This window comes from Lysinibacillus sp., from assembly GCF_032093475.1.
Taxonomy (GTDB): domain Bacteria; phylum Bacillota; class Bacilli; order Bacillales_A; family Planococcaceae; genus Lysinibacillus; species Lysinibacillus irui.
This window is the reverse complement of the sequence record NZ_DAMDAY010000095.1, coordinates 1-17,718: the sequence shown is the minus strand read 5'-3', so window position 1 is coordinate 17,718 and position 17,718 is coordinate 1. Positions and strand designations below refer to the sequence as shown.

General features: G+C 34.9%; 28 protein-coding genes. 5 read left to right on the top strand and 23 right to left on the bottom strand.

Going from position 1 to position 17,718, the window contains the following annotated elements:
* The 5 genes from RT445_RS17570 to RT445_RS17550 all read right to left on the bottom strand — a co-directional run.
* Positions 1-1,263, bottom strand: a 1,263-nt coding sequence (locus RT445_RS17570; RefSeq protein ID WP_313471100.1) for an SPFH domain-containing protein, incomplete at its 3' end; no start/stop codon positions are given.
* 164 nt (positions 1,264-1,427) lie between these two features.
* A complete protein-coding gene (locus tag RT445_RS17565; RefSeq protein WP_274793273.1) occupies positions 1,428-1,802 on the bottom strand; it encodes a DUF423 domain-containing protein in 375 nt (124 codons plus the stop codon).
* 11 nt (positions 1,803-1,813) lie between these two features.
* Complete coding sequence (locus tag RT445_RS17560; RefSeq protein WP_004225136.1) at positions 1,814-2,239, bottom strand: acyl-CoA thioesterase; 426 nt, start codon at positions 2,237-2,239, stop codon at positions 1,814-1,816.
* Positions 2,240-2,583: 344 nt separating this feature from the next.
* The gene (locus RT445_RS17555; RefSeq protein WP_274797335.1) at positions 2,584-3,066 is read right to left on the bottom strand and encodes an ATP-dependent DNA ligase; all 483 of its coding nucleotides are present in this window, start codon (positions 3,064-3,066) and stop codon (positions 2,584-2,586) included.
* Between the two features lie 65 nt (positions 3,067-3,131).
* Positions 3,132-3,413, bottom strand: coding sequence for an ATP-dependent DNA ligase (locus RT445_RS17550; protein WP_274793274.1), 282 nt, complete (start codon positions 3,411-3,413; stop codon positions 3,132-3,134).
* A 349-nt stretch (positions 3,414-3,762) separates the two neighbouring features.
* On the opposite strand from RT445_RS17550, the gene RT445_RS17545 reads away from it, so the two are divergent.
* The 3 genes from RT445_RS17545 (at position 3,763) to RT445_RS17535 (ending at position 5,586) form a co-directional block, all read left to right on the top strand.
* Entirely contained in the window at positions 3,763-4,155 is a 393-nt protein-coding gene (locus RT445_RS17545; protein ID WP_274793275.1) for a hypothetical protein, read from the top strand.
* Between the two features lie 487 nt (positions 4,156-4,642).
* Positions 4,643-5,134: an HIT family protein gene (locus tag RT445_RS17540; protein ID WP_274793276.1), complete on the top strand. Its 492-nt coding sequence runs from the start codon at positions 4,643-4,645 to the stop codon at positions 5,132-5,134.
* Positions 5,135-5,271: 137 nt separating this feature from the next.
* Complete coding sequence (locus tag RT445_RS17535; RefSeq protein ID WP_274793277.1) at positions 5,272-5,586, top strand: hypothetical protein; 315 nt, start codon at positions 5,272-5,274, stop codon at positions 5,584-5,586.
* A gap of 407 nt (positions 5,587-5,993) precedes the next feature.
* On the opposite strand, the gene RT445_RS17530 is transcribed toward RT445_RS17535, so the two are convergent.
* Genes RT445_RS17530 through RT445_RS17520 form a run of 3 tightly spaced genes read right to left on the bottom strand, consistent with a single transcriptional unit; the run spans position 5,994 to position 6,964 of the window.
* Positions 5,994-6,344: a YhjD family protein gene (locus RT445_RS17530; protein ID WP_274793278.1), complete on the bottom strand. Its 351-nt coding sequence runs from the start codon at positions 6,342-6,344 to the stop codon at positions 5,994-5,996.
* Complete coding sequence (locus RT445_RS17525; RefSeq protein ID WP_274797336.1) at positions 6,337-6,675, bottom strand: YolD-like family protein; 339 nt, start codon at positions 6,673-6,675, stop codon at positions 6,337-6,339. The genes RT445_RS17530 and RT445_RS17525 overlap by 8 nt, the downstream gene beginning before the upstream one ends.
* A gap of 16 nt (positions 6,676-6,691) precedes the next feature.
* Positions 6,692-6,964 (bottom strand): YolD-like family protein, encoded by a 273-nt coding sequence (locus RT445_RS17520; RefSeq protein WP_274793279.1) that lies wholly within the window; start codon positions 6,962-6,964, stop codon positions 6,692-6,694.
* Positions 6,965-7,208: 244 nt separating this feature from the next.
* Between RT445_RS17520 and RT445_RS17515 the strand changes: the two genes are divergently transcribed.
* Entirely contained in the window at positions 7,209-7,679 is a 471-nt protein-coding gene (locus RT445_RS17515) for a hypothetical protein (RefSeq protein ID WP_274793280.1), read from the top strand.
* Between the two features lie 133 nt (positions 7,680-7,812).
* Entirely contained in the window at positions 7,813-8,202 is a 390-nt protein-coding gene (locus RT445_RS17510) for a hypothetical protein (protein WP_274793281.1), read from the top strand.
* Between the two features lie 68 nt (positions 8,203-8,270).
* Here the strand turns inward: RT445_RS17510 and RT445_RS17505 are convergent, their stop codons facing one another.
* The 15 genes from RT445_RS17505 to RT445_RS17435 all read right to left on the bottom strand — a co-directional run bounded on the left by RT445_RS17505 (position 8,271) and on the right by RT445_RS17435 (position 17,664).
* Complete coding sequence (locus RT445_RS17505; RefSeq protein WP_313471097.1) at positions 8,271-8,987, bottom strand: peptidoglycan recognition protein family protein; 717 nt, start codon at positions 8,985-8,987, stop codon at positions 8,271-8,273.
* Positions 8,987-9,253, bottom strand: a complete 267-nt coding sequence (locus RT445_RS17500) for a holin (RefSeq protein ID WP_274793283.1) — start codon at positions 9,251-9,253, stop codon at positions 8,987-8,989. The genes RT445_RS17505 and RT445_RS17500 overlap by 1 nt, the downstream gene beginning before the upstream one ends.
* A complete protein-coding gene (locus RT445_RS17495) occupies positions 9,253-9,525 on the bottom strand; it encodes a BhlA/UviB family holin-like peptide (RefSeq protein ID WP_274793284.1) in 273 nt (90 codons plus the stop codon). Before RT445_RS17495 ends, RT445_RS17500 begins: the two co-directional genes overlap by 1 nt.
* Positions 9,526-9,645: 120 nt before the next feature.
* Positions 9,646-10,278, bottom strand: coding sequence for a hypothetical protein (locus RT445_RS17490; RefSeq protein WP_274793285.1), 633 nt, complete (start codon positions 10,276-10,278; stop codon positions 9,646-9,648).
* Between the two features lie 75 nt (positions 10,279-10,353).
* Entirely contained in the window at positions 10,354-10,554 is a 201-nt protein-coding gene (locus RT445_RS17485) for a hypothetical protein (RefSeq protein ID WP_274793286.1), read from the bottom strand.
* A gap of 15 nt (positions 10,555-10,569) precedes the next feature.
* Entirely contained in the window at positions 10,570-11,619 is a 1,050-nt protein-coding gene (locus RT445_RS17480) for a hypothetical protein (protein ID WP_274793287.1), read from the bottom strand.
* A gap of 15 nt (positions 11,620-11,634) precedes the next feature.
* Positions 11,635-12,384, bottom strand: coding sequence for a phage tail protein (locus RT445_RS17475; protein WP_312506415.1), 750 nt, complete (start codon positions 12,382-12,384; stop codon positions 11,635-11,637).
* 58 nt (positions 12,385-12,442) lie between these two features.
* Positions 12,443-13,048, bottom strand: coding sequence for a hypothetical protein (locus RT445_RS17470; protein ID WP_274793290.1), 606 nt, complete (start codon positions 13,046-13,048; stop codon positions 12,443-12,445).
* Positions 13,049-13,179: 131 nt separating this feature from the next.
* Positions 13,180-14,034, bottom strand: coding sequence for a S1 family peptidase (locus RT445_RS17465; protein ID WP_274793291.1), 855 nt, complete (start codon positions 14,032-14,034; stop codon positions 13,180-13,182).
* Positions 14,035-14,121: 87 nt separating this feature from the next.
* Positions 14,122-14,301 (bottom strand): hypothetical protein, encoded by a 180-nt coding sequence (locus RT445_RS17460; protein WP_274793292.1) that lies wholly within the window; start codon positions 14,299-14,301, stop codon positions 14,122-14,124.
* Complete coding sequence (locus RT445_RS17455; protein ID WP_274793293.1) at positions 14,298-14,612, bottom strand: hypothetical protein; 315 nt, start codon at positions 14,610-14,612, stop codon at positions 14,298-14,300. The genes RT445_RS17460 and RT445_RS17455 overlap by 4 nt, the downstream gene beginning before the upstream one ends.
* An 18-nt stretch (positions 14,613-14,630) precedes the next feature.
* Positions 14,631-15,656, bottom strand: coding sequence for a collagen-like triple helix repeat-containing protein (locus tag RT445_RS17450; protein ID WP_274793294.1), 1,026 nt, complete (start codon positions 15,654-15,656; stop codon positions 14,631-14,633).
* Entirely contained in the window at positions 15,646-16,023 is a 378-nt protein-coding gene (gene terS, locus RT445_RS17445) for a phage terminase small subunit (protein WP_274793295.1), read from the bottom strand. Before terS ends, RT445_RS17450 begins: the two co-directional genes overlap by 11 nt.
* Before the next feature lie 89 nt (positions 16,024-16,112).
* Positions 16,113-16,784 carry a Cthe_2314 family HEPN domain-containing protein gene (locus tag RT445_RS17440; RefSeq protein ID WP_274793296.1) on the bottom strand — a complete coding sequence of 224 codons (672 nt, stop codon included), beginning with the start codon at positions 16,782-16,784 and terminating at the stop codon, positions 16,113-16,115.
* Between the two features lie 175 nt (positions 16,785-16,959).
* A complete protein-coding gene (locus RT445_RS17435; protein WP_274793297.1) occupies positions 16,960-17,664 on the bottom strand; it encodes a hypothetical protein in 705 nt (234 codons plus the stop codon).
* Between the last annotated feature and the right edge of the window lie 54 nt (positions 17,665-17,718).

The following is a 17,718-nucleotide window of genomic DNA, read 5'->3' as shown; positions in this document are numbered from 1 at the left end:
TTCTGGTGTCCAACCACATTTATCACAAGCATAAAGTAAAGCACCTGCTGGTTTTTTCATCCCACATTCACTACAGAATTTCCCTTTATTGACCGCTCCACACGTACATGTCCAACCCTCATCAGCTGGTTTTGCTGCACCACATTCTGAACAGAACTTCCCTGTATTTTCATGACCGCATGCACATGTCCATGCACTAGGTGCTTTCGCTGTCTGTTCTTGCATAGCAGCTTGAGCCATTTGGGCTTGCTTATTTTGTTCATTCATTTGATAGAGTTGACTAGCATTAACGCCACCAGCCTGTGTAGCCATGTTCATGCCCATAAATCCTGCCATAGCTCCCCCATCATTGTTAGCAGCCGCAATCATCGCATCTGCCTGTGCCCCTGTTAAATGAGCAGCCGTCATTCCTGGATCTCGCATTACAGCATTACGCTGAAGTTGTTTAATCATAGCTTCATCTTCTTCAGAAGCTTTCAGTGTACTAATCCCAAATGACACAACAGCTAAGCCACGTGTGGCAAGCCATTTTTCAGATAACACTTTATTGAGTGCCTCTGCTAACGCAACAGTATGAGCCGGTATTTCACTATAACGAACACCACTTGCAGAGATTTGCGCAAAGGCTGGCTGTAATGCCGTCATTAATTCTGATTTTAACTGGCTATCAATCGTATCTCGTGTAAATTCACGTTCCACATTACCACAAACATTTGTATAGAATAATAATGGATCAATAATTTTATACGAATATTCCCCATGACAGCGAATTGCGATGTCAATATCTAAGCCAATATTGCGATCAATCACACGGAAGGGAATCGGTGCAGGGGTTCCATATTTATTTCCAACAATTTCTTTCTTATTAAAATAATAAACTCGCTGATCTTTCGCAGGCTCTCCTCCAAATGTGAAACGCTTACCTATCTGCTTGAACGTTTCCATTATTCCCTGTGATAAGTCTGTGCCATACATAATCGAAGGTTCTGTTGATGTGTCATAGACATATTCCCCTGCTTCTGAAGAAAATTCTACAACTTTCCCCTGCTCTACAATCATCATACACTGCCCTTCATTGATAGCAATAATCGAACCATTGCTTATAATATTGTCATTCCCTTTATTTGATCCACGTTTCGAATTACGCTTCATTCCTTTTGTTACAAGGATATCTGCGGATAATGCCTCACAATAAAAATATTCACGCCATTGATCCTCTAAAACACCTGTTAATGCGCCAACCCCAGCTTTTAATAAACCCATATAATTCCCACCTTCAACTTGATATTTAACTTATTTTATCATCTACAAACACTATGTAATACGCATTATCGGACAAATTGTTTCATTTATCGTATGAAAGAGTAAAAAAACGAGAAGCTCCTATGATATGAATCATAAAGAACTATCCCGTTTCATTACGTCTTTTAAGCCAATGCTGCTACCGCAACAAGCACCCAAGCTACGATAAATAACATCCCACCAATAGGTGTAATCGCACCAAGTTTTTTCACACCTGTCACTGCTAGCACATATAAGCTACCAGAGAAGAAAATAATCCCTGTAAACATAAGATATCCAGCCCAAGAAAGCAGGCTAGTACTTCCTAAAAGAGACTCATTAGATAGAATCCCTAGCCCAATAATCCCTAAAGCATGGTACATATGATATTGCACAGCCGTTTCCCAAATGGCAGCATAATGAGGTGATGCAAATTTATCCTTCAGTGCATGTGCACCAAAAGCACCTAAAACAACACCTAGACACGCTAAAATCGCGCCTAACGCTAAAAACATTTCCATTCGTTGCTCTCCTATTTTGCCTCAACAGCAATTTCTTTATATTTGGCATCCCAAGCAGGATCAATTTTACTTAATGATACCGGACGCAATGTATCCTTATGCGCTAGAATATGTACGGATTGAGCAGTGGCTGCTACCGTGCCATCCTCATGTAAAATTTCATAGCCATAGGTTGTACGTAAACGGTCATGCTTTTCCACCCAAGTGCGCACAGTTGCCACCTGTCCATAATGCATCGCTGCCTTATACGAAATAGATAAATCCATTACTGGTGATACATAGCCATCTTTTTCTAAAGCGGCATACTCAAAGCCCGCATCACTTACAAGCTGTGTGCGTCCAATCTCCATCCAAATGATGTAGTTTGCATGGTACACCACACCCATTTGGTCGGTCTCTGCATACCGTATTTCAATCTGTTTCTCACTCACAAACATTTTCTTCACCTCGTCCTACATTATAGCGTAAAAGTGTTGATTTGGTGGGGTTTTTGCTCTAAGGAAATTGGAACGTAGAAAAATAGAGGGATGCTATTCTTGATATTTAAAATAAATATTAATTTTTCTAATATGAATTTTAAATCCATATAAACTCATATAAACACTTTTAAGTGGGGTACTATCTGGGGTACCGTGGGGTACCACTTTATGAATAATTAAATAAACGTGCACGAGCAGTTACAAAACAACCCTAAAAAACACCAGGTACTCATTCGAGCACCTGGTTTTAGTTTATAGCTTCTGGAACTTTATCGAAATCGAAACCTTTAAACGATACAATCTTAAAGAACCTGATGTATTTTCTCTAAATACTGTACTTTGCAGCACAGTCTAGGTTCCAACCACATCATATCTTGTTCTACTTTGGTAACGATTTGTTTAGCTATTTCTCTGAATGCAGTTTTTTCCTCTGGCTTGAATCCAAATTCTACATTTGCGAGTGGCTTATACTTACCGTTATTTAATCGTTTGCCCACCAACATCGTAAAAGGATTCTCTTTGTACCCAAAAATCACAACATCCGCAATTTTGAAATGTTTATATTTTAACCATTCATGTGAACGGTGATTTGTTTTGTATGTGGAATTACTTCGCTTTCCAACGATACCTTCCATACCTCTATCCTTTGTTAATTGAAAGATACTGCTACCGTTGCCCACAATTGATGGTGTGACAAGTAAACTATTTGATGGTTCAATCATTGATGAAAGGATTTCTTTGCGTTCCACTAACAGTTTATTTGTAAGAGTCTTATCAGTTGCCAGTACATCAAAAGTAATGAAAGTTCCCGAATGCGATAAAGTAGCCTGTTCGATCTTGTTTGTGTTTGTTAGTCGACCCCGAAAGCGAAGTCATCAAACACAGATACACCATTTCTTAACACTACTCCCTCACAATCAATGATTGCTTTATGTGACTGAATTTGAAGTTCAGGAAACTTAGCTGTCACATTGTTACCATGTCGAGTAAAAGCTTCAAGCCTATCTCCTTCTTTATGCAAAAGGATGCGCCAACCATCCCATTTTATATCGTAAATCCATTCCGGATTGTCATTAATTTCATCATTATTACCCATATGAAGTAACATTGGTTTAATTGGAGTAAATAACATTACCTATTCCCTCTCATATACCATTATCTCACGGTAAACAAGACAAAAATACATGTAAATCAAGGTACTGGTGGTAATCATTTAGATTGGTTCACTGGGAGATAATTATCTTTATCTAAAATTTTCACGATGGCCTCTATATTACTACTCTTCCTTGACTTTTTAATTTAAATGGTGTTTATTCAACAAACGGGCCATATTATTGAATAACATTCTTTTATGAAAGATTACCAAACACGCTTTGGGGCCTTTTTTATTCAACTAACGTCGCAGAATAGTTGTAGAAGGATTTATTTATTATTGGTAGAACTTATATATATTGGGTAAATTAGTAAAGGTGGTTTTTGATTTGAAAAAGATATTAATTGGGACTTTATTTATGAGTTTCTCGTTATTGTTAGCATCTTGTAATAATGATAAAAGTGGTACCGTCTTTAAAGGAGAGGGAGATAAATGGAGTGGAGAATTAATTACTTCATATGATTTTTGGGGAAATGAGAGGCAAAGTATAAGGGTTCAGTATAAGGGAGAAAAACTAGATGAACTCCAAGAAAATAATTTCTTTGTAGAAAGTCCCGATTTTTTAGGTTGGGGCATAGGTAACATAAGGTTAGATGATAAGGGGAATTATTTTAGTGGAGATGCCGTTGAACAAGAAACTAAAACACCTTCTTCTTCTAAAATAAACCTTATAATTGAAGGTGCTGAGTCTGAAATTATTACATTAAGTTCAAACTCTTAATAATAATGCAGCAGCTATCATAATCAATAGTAAAACAAGGATTTATTATGCATACAAAATAAATTTAATAAACGTTCCCAAACGTAAGATTTGGAAACACATTAAAAGGCCGCGAATGTTGTGAAATTAACGTTTCTTGGCTTTTTCTATAAGCATTTATATAGCTTTTTATGCAAAGGTTTATAAAGATAGCCCCAGTAAAACTTTTTGTAGAAAACGTTGTGTGTTCTGAATAAAAACCTGTATATAGAGACGTTGTAAAATTGTTCTCAATCCTCAACTTCAATTACTGGGATTTTAGATGAAATGATCTTCCACAATCGGGTGCAGTACCTTCTTTTATAAGAAATGTGTCTTATTCAGTTTAAGAGCTATATTGCTGAATAACTAATTGTAGAAATAATGGATATTTGAGATGATTATTATAAGTTTTAAAGGATAGTAAAAGGAACAGAGTTTTCAAAACTAAGGAGAGTGCTAACGAGATATGGAATTATATTCACATAAACCAGAAGCGTACGAATGCCCATTTTGTCGGGTAGTATCAGGTAAAGAAAAACCAAATAAGGGAACTAAACAAAGAGACATTATTTATCAGAATAAATATGTAACAGCGTTTATCGCAAGCAAGTGGTGGCCTAATAACATGGGGCATGTTATCGTTGTTCCTAACGAACACTTCGAGAATATATATGAGCTTCCAGCAGAAGTAGCTGCTGAAATTCATCGTGCTGCTCAATTGACAGCGTTTGCCATGAAAAATACATATGGTTGTGATGGAGTTTCTACTCGACAACATAATGAACCTGCTGGAAATCAAGATGTGTGGCATTATCATCTCCATGTCTATCCAAGGTATGAAAACGATAACCTATACCTAACCAAAGGTTATTACACTGAACCAGATGAACGCCCTTTCTATGCAGATAAGTTGCGTTCATGGATAAGTGAAAACTATTGCAATATCAACAATAGGTGAAATTTTTTTATACCGAAATCGGGCGCAATTCTGCAGCAAGAATTGTGCTTTTCCATGAAAAGGGCCATTTACTTGAATGGGTAATGTTGTAATTGAACTGGATATACTAAACCTAAATATAATTTAAGGTGATGGAAGTGAATAAAAGTAAACCTTTTCATTTGGTTCTATTTAGTATATTAATTTATGGTTTGTATTATGGAACAGTAAATGCAAAATCGAACAATACTCCTCCTTCCTTTGAGGAAAAGAATACTGAAGGCAAACAACTCACTCCTTTAGAAAGCCAGTTAATGTCTTTTATGACTGGTTTGATGGTAACCGAACCAAAAGAAGCTGTTGAATTGTGGATATCAGGTGTAAATAATCGAAGTGGTGCTGTTCAATATGCGATGTTGTCCCCTGCGCTTCGAAAGCAATCAAGAGTAAATTCGAGCAAACTCACTGGATAACAGGTCAGTCAAACCCTTCGGTTAGTAACTTTCGTTTTACTAAAGTAGAAAAGCTCAGCGAATCAAAAATACAGTACATCGTTAAATACGATTTATGGGCATCATATGGAGACTTTGGTGGTGGGGAGAAGATTATACTCGTGGAGAAGAATTTAGAACCATTTAAAGAGTATTGGTTTATTTCATCAATAACAACGAAATATAATCAATGGGAAGCATTTACCCCAGCCGAGACAGTTTTAAAATAGGACAATGAGGATAAAAAAACTATTTTGTAGAGTATTTCTTCCACAATCGGGCGCGATTGTTGAATATAACTTAAATGTTAAAAGAATTTGTTGTTATTTTTGTGTAAACCCCGTCCTCACTTAGACGGGGTTAAGCTTTATTGAAAGTTTTGTTTTGTATTATGACTTATCTCCTTTAAAATAGTTAAAAATTAGATTTTCAACTTGGGTTTTTAGAGCTTGTTTTGCGTATCGAAGTACTACATCTTCTCCAGGATTTTTCACCACAACATCGCTAAAATATTGGTCAATGTGAATCCACTTGACTACCTCTATTTTTTGTTTCGCTAACATGCGCTTTTTGTTGTAATAATCAGGCCTTATAACTTTTAATAGGTCATCAACTATTTGAATATAGACCTTAGCCATTTTCAGATTCCCTAGTGTATCGTAGTCATTCTGTAAAGACTTTACTGCCATATCCAATAGGATAAATTCATGTACATTTCTACGTTCATCAGGCTTAATCATCTGTATCTACCAATGATGCTTTTTGTATCTGATCAAAATTAATACGCTTTATTGATAAATCAGCATCTAAAAGTAGTTCTTTCCTACACAAATCTGTTCCTGTTATTTTTCCTATTTCATCATGTAGCTTGTTATGGTCCCACAGTGTTAATTTGATTAGTTTTCGCATCTTAAAAGCACGCTGGATAGTTTGCTCAATCTCTTCAAGCTCCCATTCAGTCAACTCACGCTTTTTATCAAAATACTGTTCCTTTTTCCACTTCTTAATCTCCACCAAATGCTCTGGTAGCATCATTGATGTCCATTTCATATTCCCACGATCATGTAGCATCACAAATCACTCTCCACTAATATTCAGTATCAAAAATACTTAAAATATCTAAGAAATGTACTTTATGAATGTTGTAGTACTTATCTTTAATATGGATTAGTTTTGTGTTTACATCCATTTTTGTGACTGTACCTTCTAGAGTTTCATCATGTTTATAGATACTAAAGACTTTGGTTTGTTTTTCTTCCATAGCTTCAGTTAACGCATTTGCGATTTCCTCTAAGTCGAATTCATCACGATCTGGGTGCTTAGGTTCCTTTTTCTTTGTAGGTGTTTTTGTTTTTGCCATTTTAACCTCTCCTTACAGAACATTCGTTTGTATACACCATAGAACATATGTTTGTATTTTGACAAGTATCAATTTGTGGAATGAATATTAAACCAAAATAAAATGAGTCCTGGGTTTACTTAGTTAATAAAATAACTAATCACATTGGTCTATTTTTCATAAAAATTTTTACTGACATGTTTTGGGTAATTTGGTATAGTCATATTTAGCCACACAAATAATATATAAAAGGGGAAATTATCACATGAAGAAAATAAGTTTTTCAACCAGTCTATTATTTTTTTGGGTGAAAGGAGCCGTAGAAGTTGATAACAGATTTGTAAAAACCAATTTATCAAACACAATTCTAGGATTTATTCCAGCAGGTAAAGATGAACAAAGTATACCTCTGAAGAATATTTCTGGATCAATGTTATCTTCAAAATATAATCTTAAAGCAATAATTATTGGATTATTTCTAGCTTTACTTGGACTTTCATCTATAGGCGAAAGTTTTTTCGGTGGTTTAATTTGGCTAATTATTGGTGTCGGAATTGCTGGTAGTGGCATTCAAACGATATTAAACATAGAGAAATCAGGAACACCATATTACATAAGTGTGCCATTTTTTGAAAAAGCAAAAATAAAGGAATTAAACCAATATATACACGCAGCTTTAGCTGAAGATACTGACAAAACAGATTTAAATTTATTCTTTGATAAAAAAGCTCAATAAGTAAAACAAAAAAAGCCCAGGCTCAAAATTAATTGAGCACCTGGGCCTTATTGTAATTTATGTATACATACATTTAATAAGACTCTTAAAAAAGGAAAATAGTTGTAATAATAAAATTTGAGGAGGGATTTAAGTGAAAAAAATAGCAATAGTCATTGCACTTGCTTTAGTAGTAGCTGTAGGAACATTTTATATATATACCAATATTATAGACTCAAGATATGAAAAAGAAGAATTCTTATATGGTTTTCCAGTACCAAAAGATGTGGAGATAATATCTAAAAGCAAAGTCGGTACATTAAGTTCATATATAATAACATGGGATAGTGTTTCTGGTAGAAAAATACCAATCGATTATAAACTTATTATAAGGAAGAATGGGTGGAAAATTGAAAAGGAAGGAGATGGAGAAATAGATGGAATTGCATACCATGCAGTTAAATATAAAAAAGATGGTGTTTTTATTGCAATGTATATCAGGGATCCAGATTCCTTATCTTTTACAGGCGGATCAGATAATTGAAAATAATGAAGAAGAATAAAAATAAATATAGACCAAGACGGCATTTAAGCTATCTTGGTCATTACATTTTAATTACTACGCTGTGCAATGATGATTTTTAGTCCTTCAAAATCGCCATTTGTCATTGTGCCATTTTCGAATTTCTCAAGCCATAATTTATCAATCACCTTTTTATCGACTGTTTGTTGAATGTAATCCCGTACTGCAGCTTTTGCGGTTGTACTAGTGAATTTCATTGTGTCATCATCCTTTTCTGTTGGTTTTCCTATTTCCATCGGCTTCATTGCTTCTTCAATTCGTTTCAAGAAACTATCCCATCGATTTTCTGCTAAAATACGATGTGGACAATATTTACCGTTCCAATCCTGATGCTTCTTAACTCGCTCAATGCCCCAACCAAATTGCTTTAATAGCTTAGAAATGTATTGAACTGCGTTTTCCTCTGCCACTCCATAGCGAACACCACCACTTTTGCTGTAGCAAATCTCTACTCCAATAGAAATACGATTGCCCTTTTTTTGTGCATTAGGGTCGGTGCTACCTCCACCATCACCACAATGCCAAGCATTACGGTTAAAAGGAATTGCTTGAATAACCTCTTTATCATCCACAGCAACATGGTAAGACACCTGATTATTGTTATTAATCATGTATTCAATTTCCTTTGCTGCAGTAGCATCATTGGCTGTGTTGTGCACTGTAATAAATTGAGGCACCATGGTGTATGGCGCCTTGATTGAATATTTGCTTGCTAGTAAGAAGGTTTGTTTAAAAGTGTAAGCCATTACTGCTCACCTTCTTTTTTTGCTGCCTTTAACAAATCAAATGTACCTGACGCAGTTAATCCTGCAATAAACCCAGCCATTAACATGACATACATTGGATATTCAGCTAACGGCCATAAAACCAAACCAATAAAAATACCAATCACTACCGATGTGATTGGCATGTATTGTGTATTAAGATTAAATGTCTTTTTTAGTATTTCTGAAACTGCTAAGACAATTGCTACCATCATCATCGCAATCATAAAAATGTTTGTTAAATCCATTATTCATCATCCTTCTCTTTGTTTTTATAAGTATGTTTTTCCATGCGGTCCATACTGCCTTCTAAAGATGTTAAACTACGACTAATTCCCTGCATTGCAGTTGCTTGCTTACCTTGTGCTGCTGTTAAAGCTTCTAAATTTTCCGTTAGTTTTTGTTCTCGTTTTGCTGAATTCCAAAAAACATACACTACTAAGCAAATACACAAAATCGACCACACAACCTGCGAGTTTGCTATATGACTTGCTGTTGTTACTGCGGATACTATATCCATTCAATCACCAATCCTTTGCCCTATTTAAAATAAAAAGCCATGAGAAGCATCGAGAATCAGTACAGTGTACCTTTGCCCATCTCGATTAGTCTCATAGCCTAATAAAAGTCTCAAATATTTTTAGTTATCCTTTTTTAAATTAATAAATACAAAAAGGCTACTTTTTCCTTTGAAACTGTATACCTTTTTCTTGAACCATTTATATTTAATAATTTGTAAAGTATCTTTGATTATGGTTTTGTCTTTCTCAATATTATTTACCCAATATGTGTATTTCATTTTCTCACCAAATGCAGTTAAATACTCAATCACAATACTTTTTAAAATAATTTCTTTATCCAGCATGCTTTCTTTTACAGTAGGTATTAATATCAATTCATCTTTTCGTATAAGATTAACACATAAATTCATGTCCCATTCTTCACTAAAGTCTGTTGTCGATATTTTTACATCGATATTACAATTTAACATATGACCTGGCCCCAAATTTGCTAATTTCACATATATAATTTTTGATGTTTTATCTACATCATCAGAATTAAATAAATCAGCATAGTCTCCACAGTAATACATTTTAGTTCCTGAATCTATATTTATTTTACTTAAATCAAAAGGGAAATAAGCTTCAGTGATGCTTGGGTAACATCTATTTGATAACTTTCTTTGATTTCTAGTATTTAATAAAGTAAATATTATACCTCCTATAAAAGTAATAATAGGAATCAATATTCTAAGAGTTTCATCACTTATCATTAAACATCACCTTTCATCTACATTAGATTTCGACAAAAGGAAAGGATTCCCTCTTAATTTAGACAAAAAATAACGCTAAGCCTTCGCTTGCGTTTCTGTTTGTGTAGCTGCTACTGGCAGCACACTATTTATAGTGTGTTTGTTAATGATTGCTCCACCGATATTCACGAAGTTAATCTTCTGATCATTTAATGTGGCTGTAAAAGCAGTTGCATCAAACTCCGCATTTGTTAAATTAATAGCTTGTCCATTGTTTAGTTGTACTTGATAATCCATAATATCATTCTCCTTTTATGTTAGTGCTACAGAATCTTTTGTTGAACCGTCAACTTGCACATATAATCTTCCGTTTGAATAAGAGATTCCTATACCCGACGAATTAGCTCTTGCTACTCCTCGAACAGTTGCATATGAAAAATCTACAGTCCCATTAAAATCTGTTATCCCACCACCTGTTCCGATTGTTATATCTGCAGAACTCAAATTAATTTCTTGAGCATTTAATTCTAAGCCATAACCAGAACTGTTGATACGGTTTGAGTTATTAAATACTAGTGACTTAAAACCACCACTTTTACCTAAATACAAATTGTTCCCTACTGTAGCATCAGTACTAATATCAATTGTTGCACCTTCTATCCTTCCAGCATAGATCGTCCCTAAGTTACCACTAATATCGGAAAGAACCCTTACAGCACCAACCAAATTAATTTTAGAAGCCTGAATCGTAATCGTTGTTGACGTTTGATTTATCAATGAGGCTATTGTATTACCGTTGTAATCAGTATTACTTACCTTTTGAGTAATCTGGTATGCCTGTTGCGTAATGCTACTTTCAGCTGTTCCAAGTCTGGAATCGACATTTGATACTCGAGTTGTTATTTGTCCAACCTCAATAGATAAAGATGATACCTGCGTTTGAGTACTGTCAGCTTTACGTTCTACCCTGGAAACCTCTGCCGTTATACTGTCAGCTCTGATATTGAGTTTGGCCACCTCACTAGTAATACGATTGTTCACACTCAAATTAATGTTGTCAGCTTTAATATCAATTGCTGCAATGCTTTTATCGATACGTTCCACTTCTAATCGAATGTTCGAGTCAGTTTGAGTTATGGCCGAACGGTACTCTTTAATTGATTCGTTTAAGATTTCCTGTGTTTCGGTCAATTCGTCAGATAAAGTTTGAGGTAGGGCATTACCTATCACAACAGCTACTGTTTTAAATTCATCTGTTTCTTCATCGATAACTTGAGTGACCTCTAAAATACGAGTCTGCATTTCATAATCCCATGGCTCGTAAATTAGCCAGATACGCTCCCCAAGCTGTTTATCTAACAACTCGATTGAATCCAATTAAATTGATATTTCTGGCTGATCTTTTAGCGACTTTCGGGCTTTGTCCATTAAATTATCTGAATCAGAAAACCGTTCATCGCTCATATCATCAGCATCACGAATACCCCACTTAGCAGCCTGTGGTGATGTGTATCGGACAACTAAATTATCTTTACCCTTGGCACTGATACGTGTCCTTAAATTGTCTGTATTAACCGATTTAGATAATTCAATAATGTTGTCGCCATATTGGTAGACGAAGTCGTTATCTGGGCCAAGCATTTTGCTGAAATGGATGTTGCTGTTTGAAGTGATCTCATATTCACATTCAAATGCTTCACAGATTTGATTCACTAATTTAACGATATTGTCATTCCCGAAAGCCTCGATATAGCCATCTTCGTCAAAATCACTTGTGAAGGTCCAGTTTGTATTCCGCAATGCAAAAGTAGCGAATTCATTTAAGGTTTTATGTCCTCCGTTGGTGCCCTCTTGTCTGCGCCAGATATTATCGAAGAAGATATGCTGTGCAAGGATTGACTTTACATTCCCTCTCGATTTTCGGTGTAGTTGCTTTATCCGAAACTGGAAACCGCCAGCCTCGATAATACTTTCCTCTGCAAGCAAATGAAATGAATGTGGGTTATCACGTTCACTTGCATCCAATGTCAGTTCAAATACTCCATCGATGTTTTTCCTTACAACCGGCTTTCCTCTGCATACCAAAGCCTCTGTTAAAGTACCTTCATAGTTAGTGATTGATAGCATCGCTTCACCTTCTTTCACAATAAAAATACGCTACTCGGTGTGAGTAGCGCTGGTTAATCTAAGGTATATACTTTCCTGTTGAAGCATCAAAGGGAGCTGATTTCATTTCTGTTTGATCTCTATTCCAACCTATCACTTGTAACAAGTTAATATTTCTCTCAGTGTCTTTTCTAAGAATAAAGTTATAACCTTTCGCCCATTCTTTACCAGGGTAGATGCCACCTATTTTTAATGCTCTTTTTAGCAACTCCGGTGAATCATATTTGACATCCTTCATTAGTACAAACTCCTTTTTAGGGAAGGGAGATGTACCTTCTCCTGTTAAATCATTGACCATATCAATTTTTCCATCGTGAATGGTAACTAAGAAATACTTATTCGTATCTGGTACTCCAAATGAAATATTCCAATGTTTTCTTTTACCATCACTTCCGATTGCCTTCCCTGGTTTATCCAAATCTATATTTATTGCTTGTAATAATTGAGCATCTTTATTCCATTTCAATGCTGAAGGAAAGGCTAATTCAATTGCTTGTATAATCGATAACTCTTGGTGGTCATCAACTTTTAGTATATGAATTGATGGCGAAGAAAGAGCAGAAACTTTTACAAAAGCACCTACTGTAAATAATAAAAGTACGCCAATAAAAACAATTCGCTTCATTTTCTCATCCTTTTTTAGCGATATTGTTTCCGAACTGGATTTAAATATTCTATGGTTAGCTATAGTAAAATTTTCAATAAAAATACGCCACTCAATTGAGTAGCGCTTACTGAACAATATGGAACGATTATTTAATTTTCATTACTAAATTTAGCTTCTATTAAATCATTAAAGATGTCCAATTTACTGGCTTTTATTACTAATCCTAAATTTAACATTCCCTTTGTTTTAGTATAGACTTTGTTTAGACTTGTAGGAATAATAACTTCCCCTAAACTATCATATATAGGACCAGCATATAAAACTCCAATAAATATTAATCTCGAGCCGAATTGTACCTTACCATTCTCGGTATAGCTATTTAAATCATGAATAAAAATTGGCGATCCACTGGAACCACTAAAACAAGCTATATCAATTAAAAATTCTGGTTTTCCATTGTAATTTTTATATATAGGAGTTGCATTAATTCCTCTTCGTGATAATGGTAAATTATTGTGTGAATCCCATAATCCATTAGGATAGCCTATCATTGTTACTTCTTGTATAGTGTTAAGTTGTTTTAATTCACGCTCAGTTTTTATTATTCTTTTATTCACTGGATAAAAGTGAACTTTTTTATTAATTTCAGCAAGTTGAAGAAAAATCTGTGTAACAGGAATCACACATAAATCTATATCTTCTTCTGGATGTAATATAATCGTATCATCATTAATTGGTAGTCTTACTGGATGTATTGATAATATACGATCGCCATTTTCATCCCGCTCTTCCGAGTCAGTAGTGTTAAACAAAAATCTTAGCTCTTCACCACCCTCTATCACATGTTTATTTGTCACTATCGCAGCGTGAGTCCCTCCGCCCTCTACATCAAGATTGTCACAGAAAAAATAAAAGAAACCAGTTCCTGTTGAAATTGGTTTATTGTTGATAATAGTCTCAATTCGAACTGTCACGTACGGTAATAATTCATCAAATGTACTCATATTAGATTCTCCCCCTATAAGAGGATATCTTATTTTAAAAAATTTAACAAATTCCCCTTTCTTTAATTACTATTACAAGGAATTCCATTATGAATTTGCTAACACTGCAATTTCACGCTCTGCAATTTCTAGTTCAACGTAATGTTGCAGCTCTGTTGGCTTAACATCTTCTACTGTACGTACTTCGCCCATGACGCTTGTAGCATAAGCTTTGACCAAACGTTTTTTCAATTCTGTTAATCCTTCAAGATGTTTTTCTTCCGTCATTGTACAACCCCCAAGTCTGTAAGTATTGTTAACATTTTAATTTCAAGTTCTGCATCCGCTAGTTCTACTGGAGATGGTTTTAATGATTCAAGTAATTGCTGCGATTCACGTTCTACTTTTTCTTCTTCCGATTCGCCTTCCACCCATTCACTACCGTTCCATTTATGTTTGTGAACAGGAGGTAACATTGTATGAGGAATCTCATTATTTTCAAAGTCTCTTACAGTTGTATCGACAACTCTAGAGGTGATGATAAACCCATGAGCATCAATAACATATACGAATTTCAAAGTGTTTTCTGTATCTTGCAAGGTAACCACCCTCCTTTATCAGTTTCCATGAATAAATGAAAAGTTAAAATAAATATACGAATTGTTTGTAATACTAGTTATTTCCGAAAGAACATATGCCATTAACATACCTTGGTCTTCAAGGAATCCACTAATATTTTTATAAGTACCCGACACAGGTGCTACAATTGAAACCGCAACCCTTTCACCAAGTTCTGGTCTATAGCCCTCTGGTAACTGAGCCAATATCTGTGTAGATTGAGATGTTTTTTGTAACGCTCCTCTAACGTATACTAGTTGATCTCTTTCATTTTTCGCTACATATAATCCGTAAGTGCTAAAATTATTCCAACCCGACCATGGTGTTATAGGTACTTTCTTTAGAGGTTTAATTTCATTGCCTTGAACAATAAAGTACGAACCGTTATATCTAAGCGTATATACCATATCTTTCTTCAAAGAGTCTTTCGGTGCAAGACCTCCACTATTCAGTATTATATATTTTTCGTCTAGCCCATTAACTTTAAGCTTTGAAAATCCAGCATTCGATTCATGCATCTTGATAGCTAAAGACATCCCTTCAACAAGCGCTGTAACTGAAGGGTCTAAACTCACTTCATAAAGTGATGGTGTGCCTGTAGTGACTACATATGGCGTGTGTATCTTTAAATCCTTAGTGTGTTCATCTCCTGCTCCTGTTTCAACGATTGTCCATTGATCTTGAACGTCTTTAACAGCTAGTTCACCATTAAAATAACGGATGCCATGACTACCTTCTTCAGATAGTACATTTTGTCCCAAATGTTCAGTAACTTCCGTTTTATTATCAGTGACCGTTTGCTTGATATTTGCTATTTCTTGATTAACTTCTGTGAGATCGGCATCCTGTCCAGGAGGGCCTTGTTCACCTTGTGGTCCTTGAGGACCTGTATCTCCTTTTGGACCTTTAATGGTACCAACGTTCGTCCAGTCATTCGTGGTATCTGACCACACGTATAAGTCACCATTAATTAAGTATGCATCCCCTGGTTCTCCAATTGGAGGTAATGAGTTTTCATCTGGCAATTTGATCCCATATTAAATCTGCTGGAGAACGTTCATTCATTGCCTCCATGATTTCAAGTGTTTCTTCGGGTAGAAACTTTGCAAAGAAACCATGCGTTGTTGCATTCTGATTTTGCTTTGGTGCACCATGCCCCTTAGCATTTGAATTACCAGCAGGAGCCCCTCGACTTCGTTTAGTAACGTTACCATTGGATTTAGTAACGTTACCTTTCAAATGGTCATCCCATTTATCTTGGTTCTTCCACTTTCGGATTTGTGAATCGGATAATTTTAATTGCTCGGCAATATCCTTCAATAACATTTGCCCTTTGCTATCGAGCCATATTTGAAACGCTTCATCACGTTTCGGGTTTCTCGGTCTAGCCATATCTCATACACCACCACCTCCATGTCATTTGTTTGTTTTGTAAATCACTCCATTATGCTAGTTGCCTTGTAAAATAAAAAACGCAACTATTAATTAGTTGCGAAAAGTGCTTTCTCAATAGCTAATTTTGTTCTTTCTAAATGACTTAAACCCTCTTTTATGCTTTTCAAAATATCATCATTACTTGTTCTCACACCTTGAGAAACTGTGATTATTCCATCTTTCCTTTCAACACCCGACGTTAGGTTAGTTGGGCTATTATTATGAGTAAAGTTGTTTCTTAACTCTCCGAGTTGGAAGTATTCCTCATCACGCATTATTTTCTTAAGTTCAGCGTAAAGCTCTGGATTCTTGCTCTTTAGTTTCTTCCTTACCTTGCTATTAAATCCAGGACCCGGTGTTATATTAAACAGATATTTAACATTAATTACATGCATTAGTAAATCATATGCTCCAAATATTCTTTGTGTAAGTGACTCAGCATAATAAGAATACCAATATTGATTTCCTAAATTACCTTTGGCATCTTTCGAAAAATAAAGCATAGTTTGTACATAATTAACTGATATGTCGAAAATTTTATTATTAAACTGAGTCATCCAATGATGAACCTCTGATTCACCATTAAATAGCTCCATACCTGTAAATCTGTTTCTCAAGTTTTGAAATACAATTTGCGGATATAATTTATCAAATTCCACACTATATATTTCATAGTTATCTCCAGACATATCTTTAATGTAATCTAAAATATTTACCATTCCTTCACCCCTACCAAATCATAATCGAGAAGATGAAATATATGTAACAAGTTTTTGCTCTTAAAAGTCAGCAAAAGCCTTCACTGTTAACTTTGGTTCAATCAATGGCATCACCCCATTATGCTAGTTGCTTTGTAAAATAAAGAAGTCGCCAAATTTGGCGACTTTCAGATACCTATTTAATTTGAATAAAAGCTTCATCTTTTGATTTATTAGATATAGTTATCTTATTTTCGTTTTGTAAAGTTTCCAAATCCTCTAGTAGTTCATCAGAATTATTATTTAGGTTATAGGTTTCTTTTAACATAGTTCTTAATGTTTTTAGCGGGACGTATTCATCTTTTTGAAAATGTTTTAACAAAAAGTTATATAACGCTCGTGGACCAGAAACCGTGATTTGAACACCTAAGTTACTACTTGATACATTCTTTTGCGTCTCCTCGATTTTCCTAACAAGCATAGCCCACTTATTATTATCTAGTTGATCATTTTGTGCTTGTTGACCACCTTTTTTAACTTCATCAGCAATTTCTGTAATCATAGATTTAAGTTCATTCAAATCAGAATTTTTTTGTTCTATTTCCTGGTTTTTTTCATTATTTAAATCATTAAGATACTTTAAGCTATTTGTTAAAGAATCCATTTTTCCAATCATTTCTTTATTATGGCTATTGGCATCTGAAGATTGTATAAATGAAAAAATGATAGCAATAATTGCTAAGAAGATAGATAACAAAGTTCCTCCTAAGGATAAATCGCCAGCTAAACTCGCCGAATCTTCAGTTTTCCACACACTTACACAAACCAATAAGACAACTATAATAAGAATCCAATAGGTCATATCCTTTTTTGTTGGAAATTCAAATTTACTTGACTTCAAATTAATCACCTCCTACACAATCATAAGCCAGAAGATGAAATATATGTAATAACT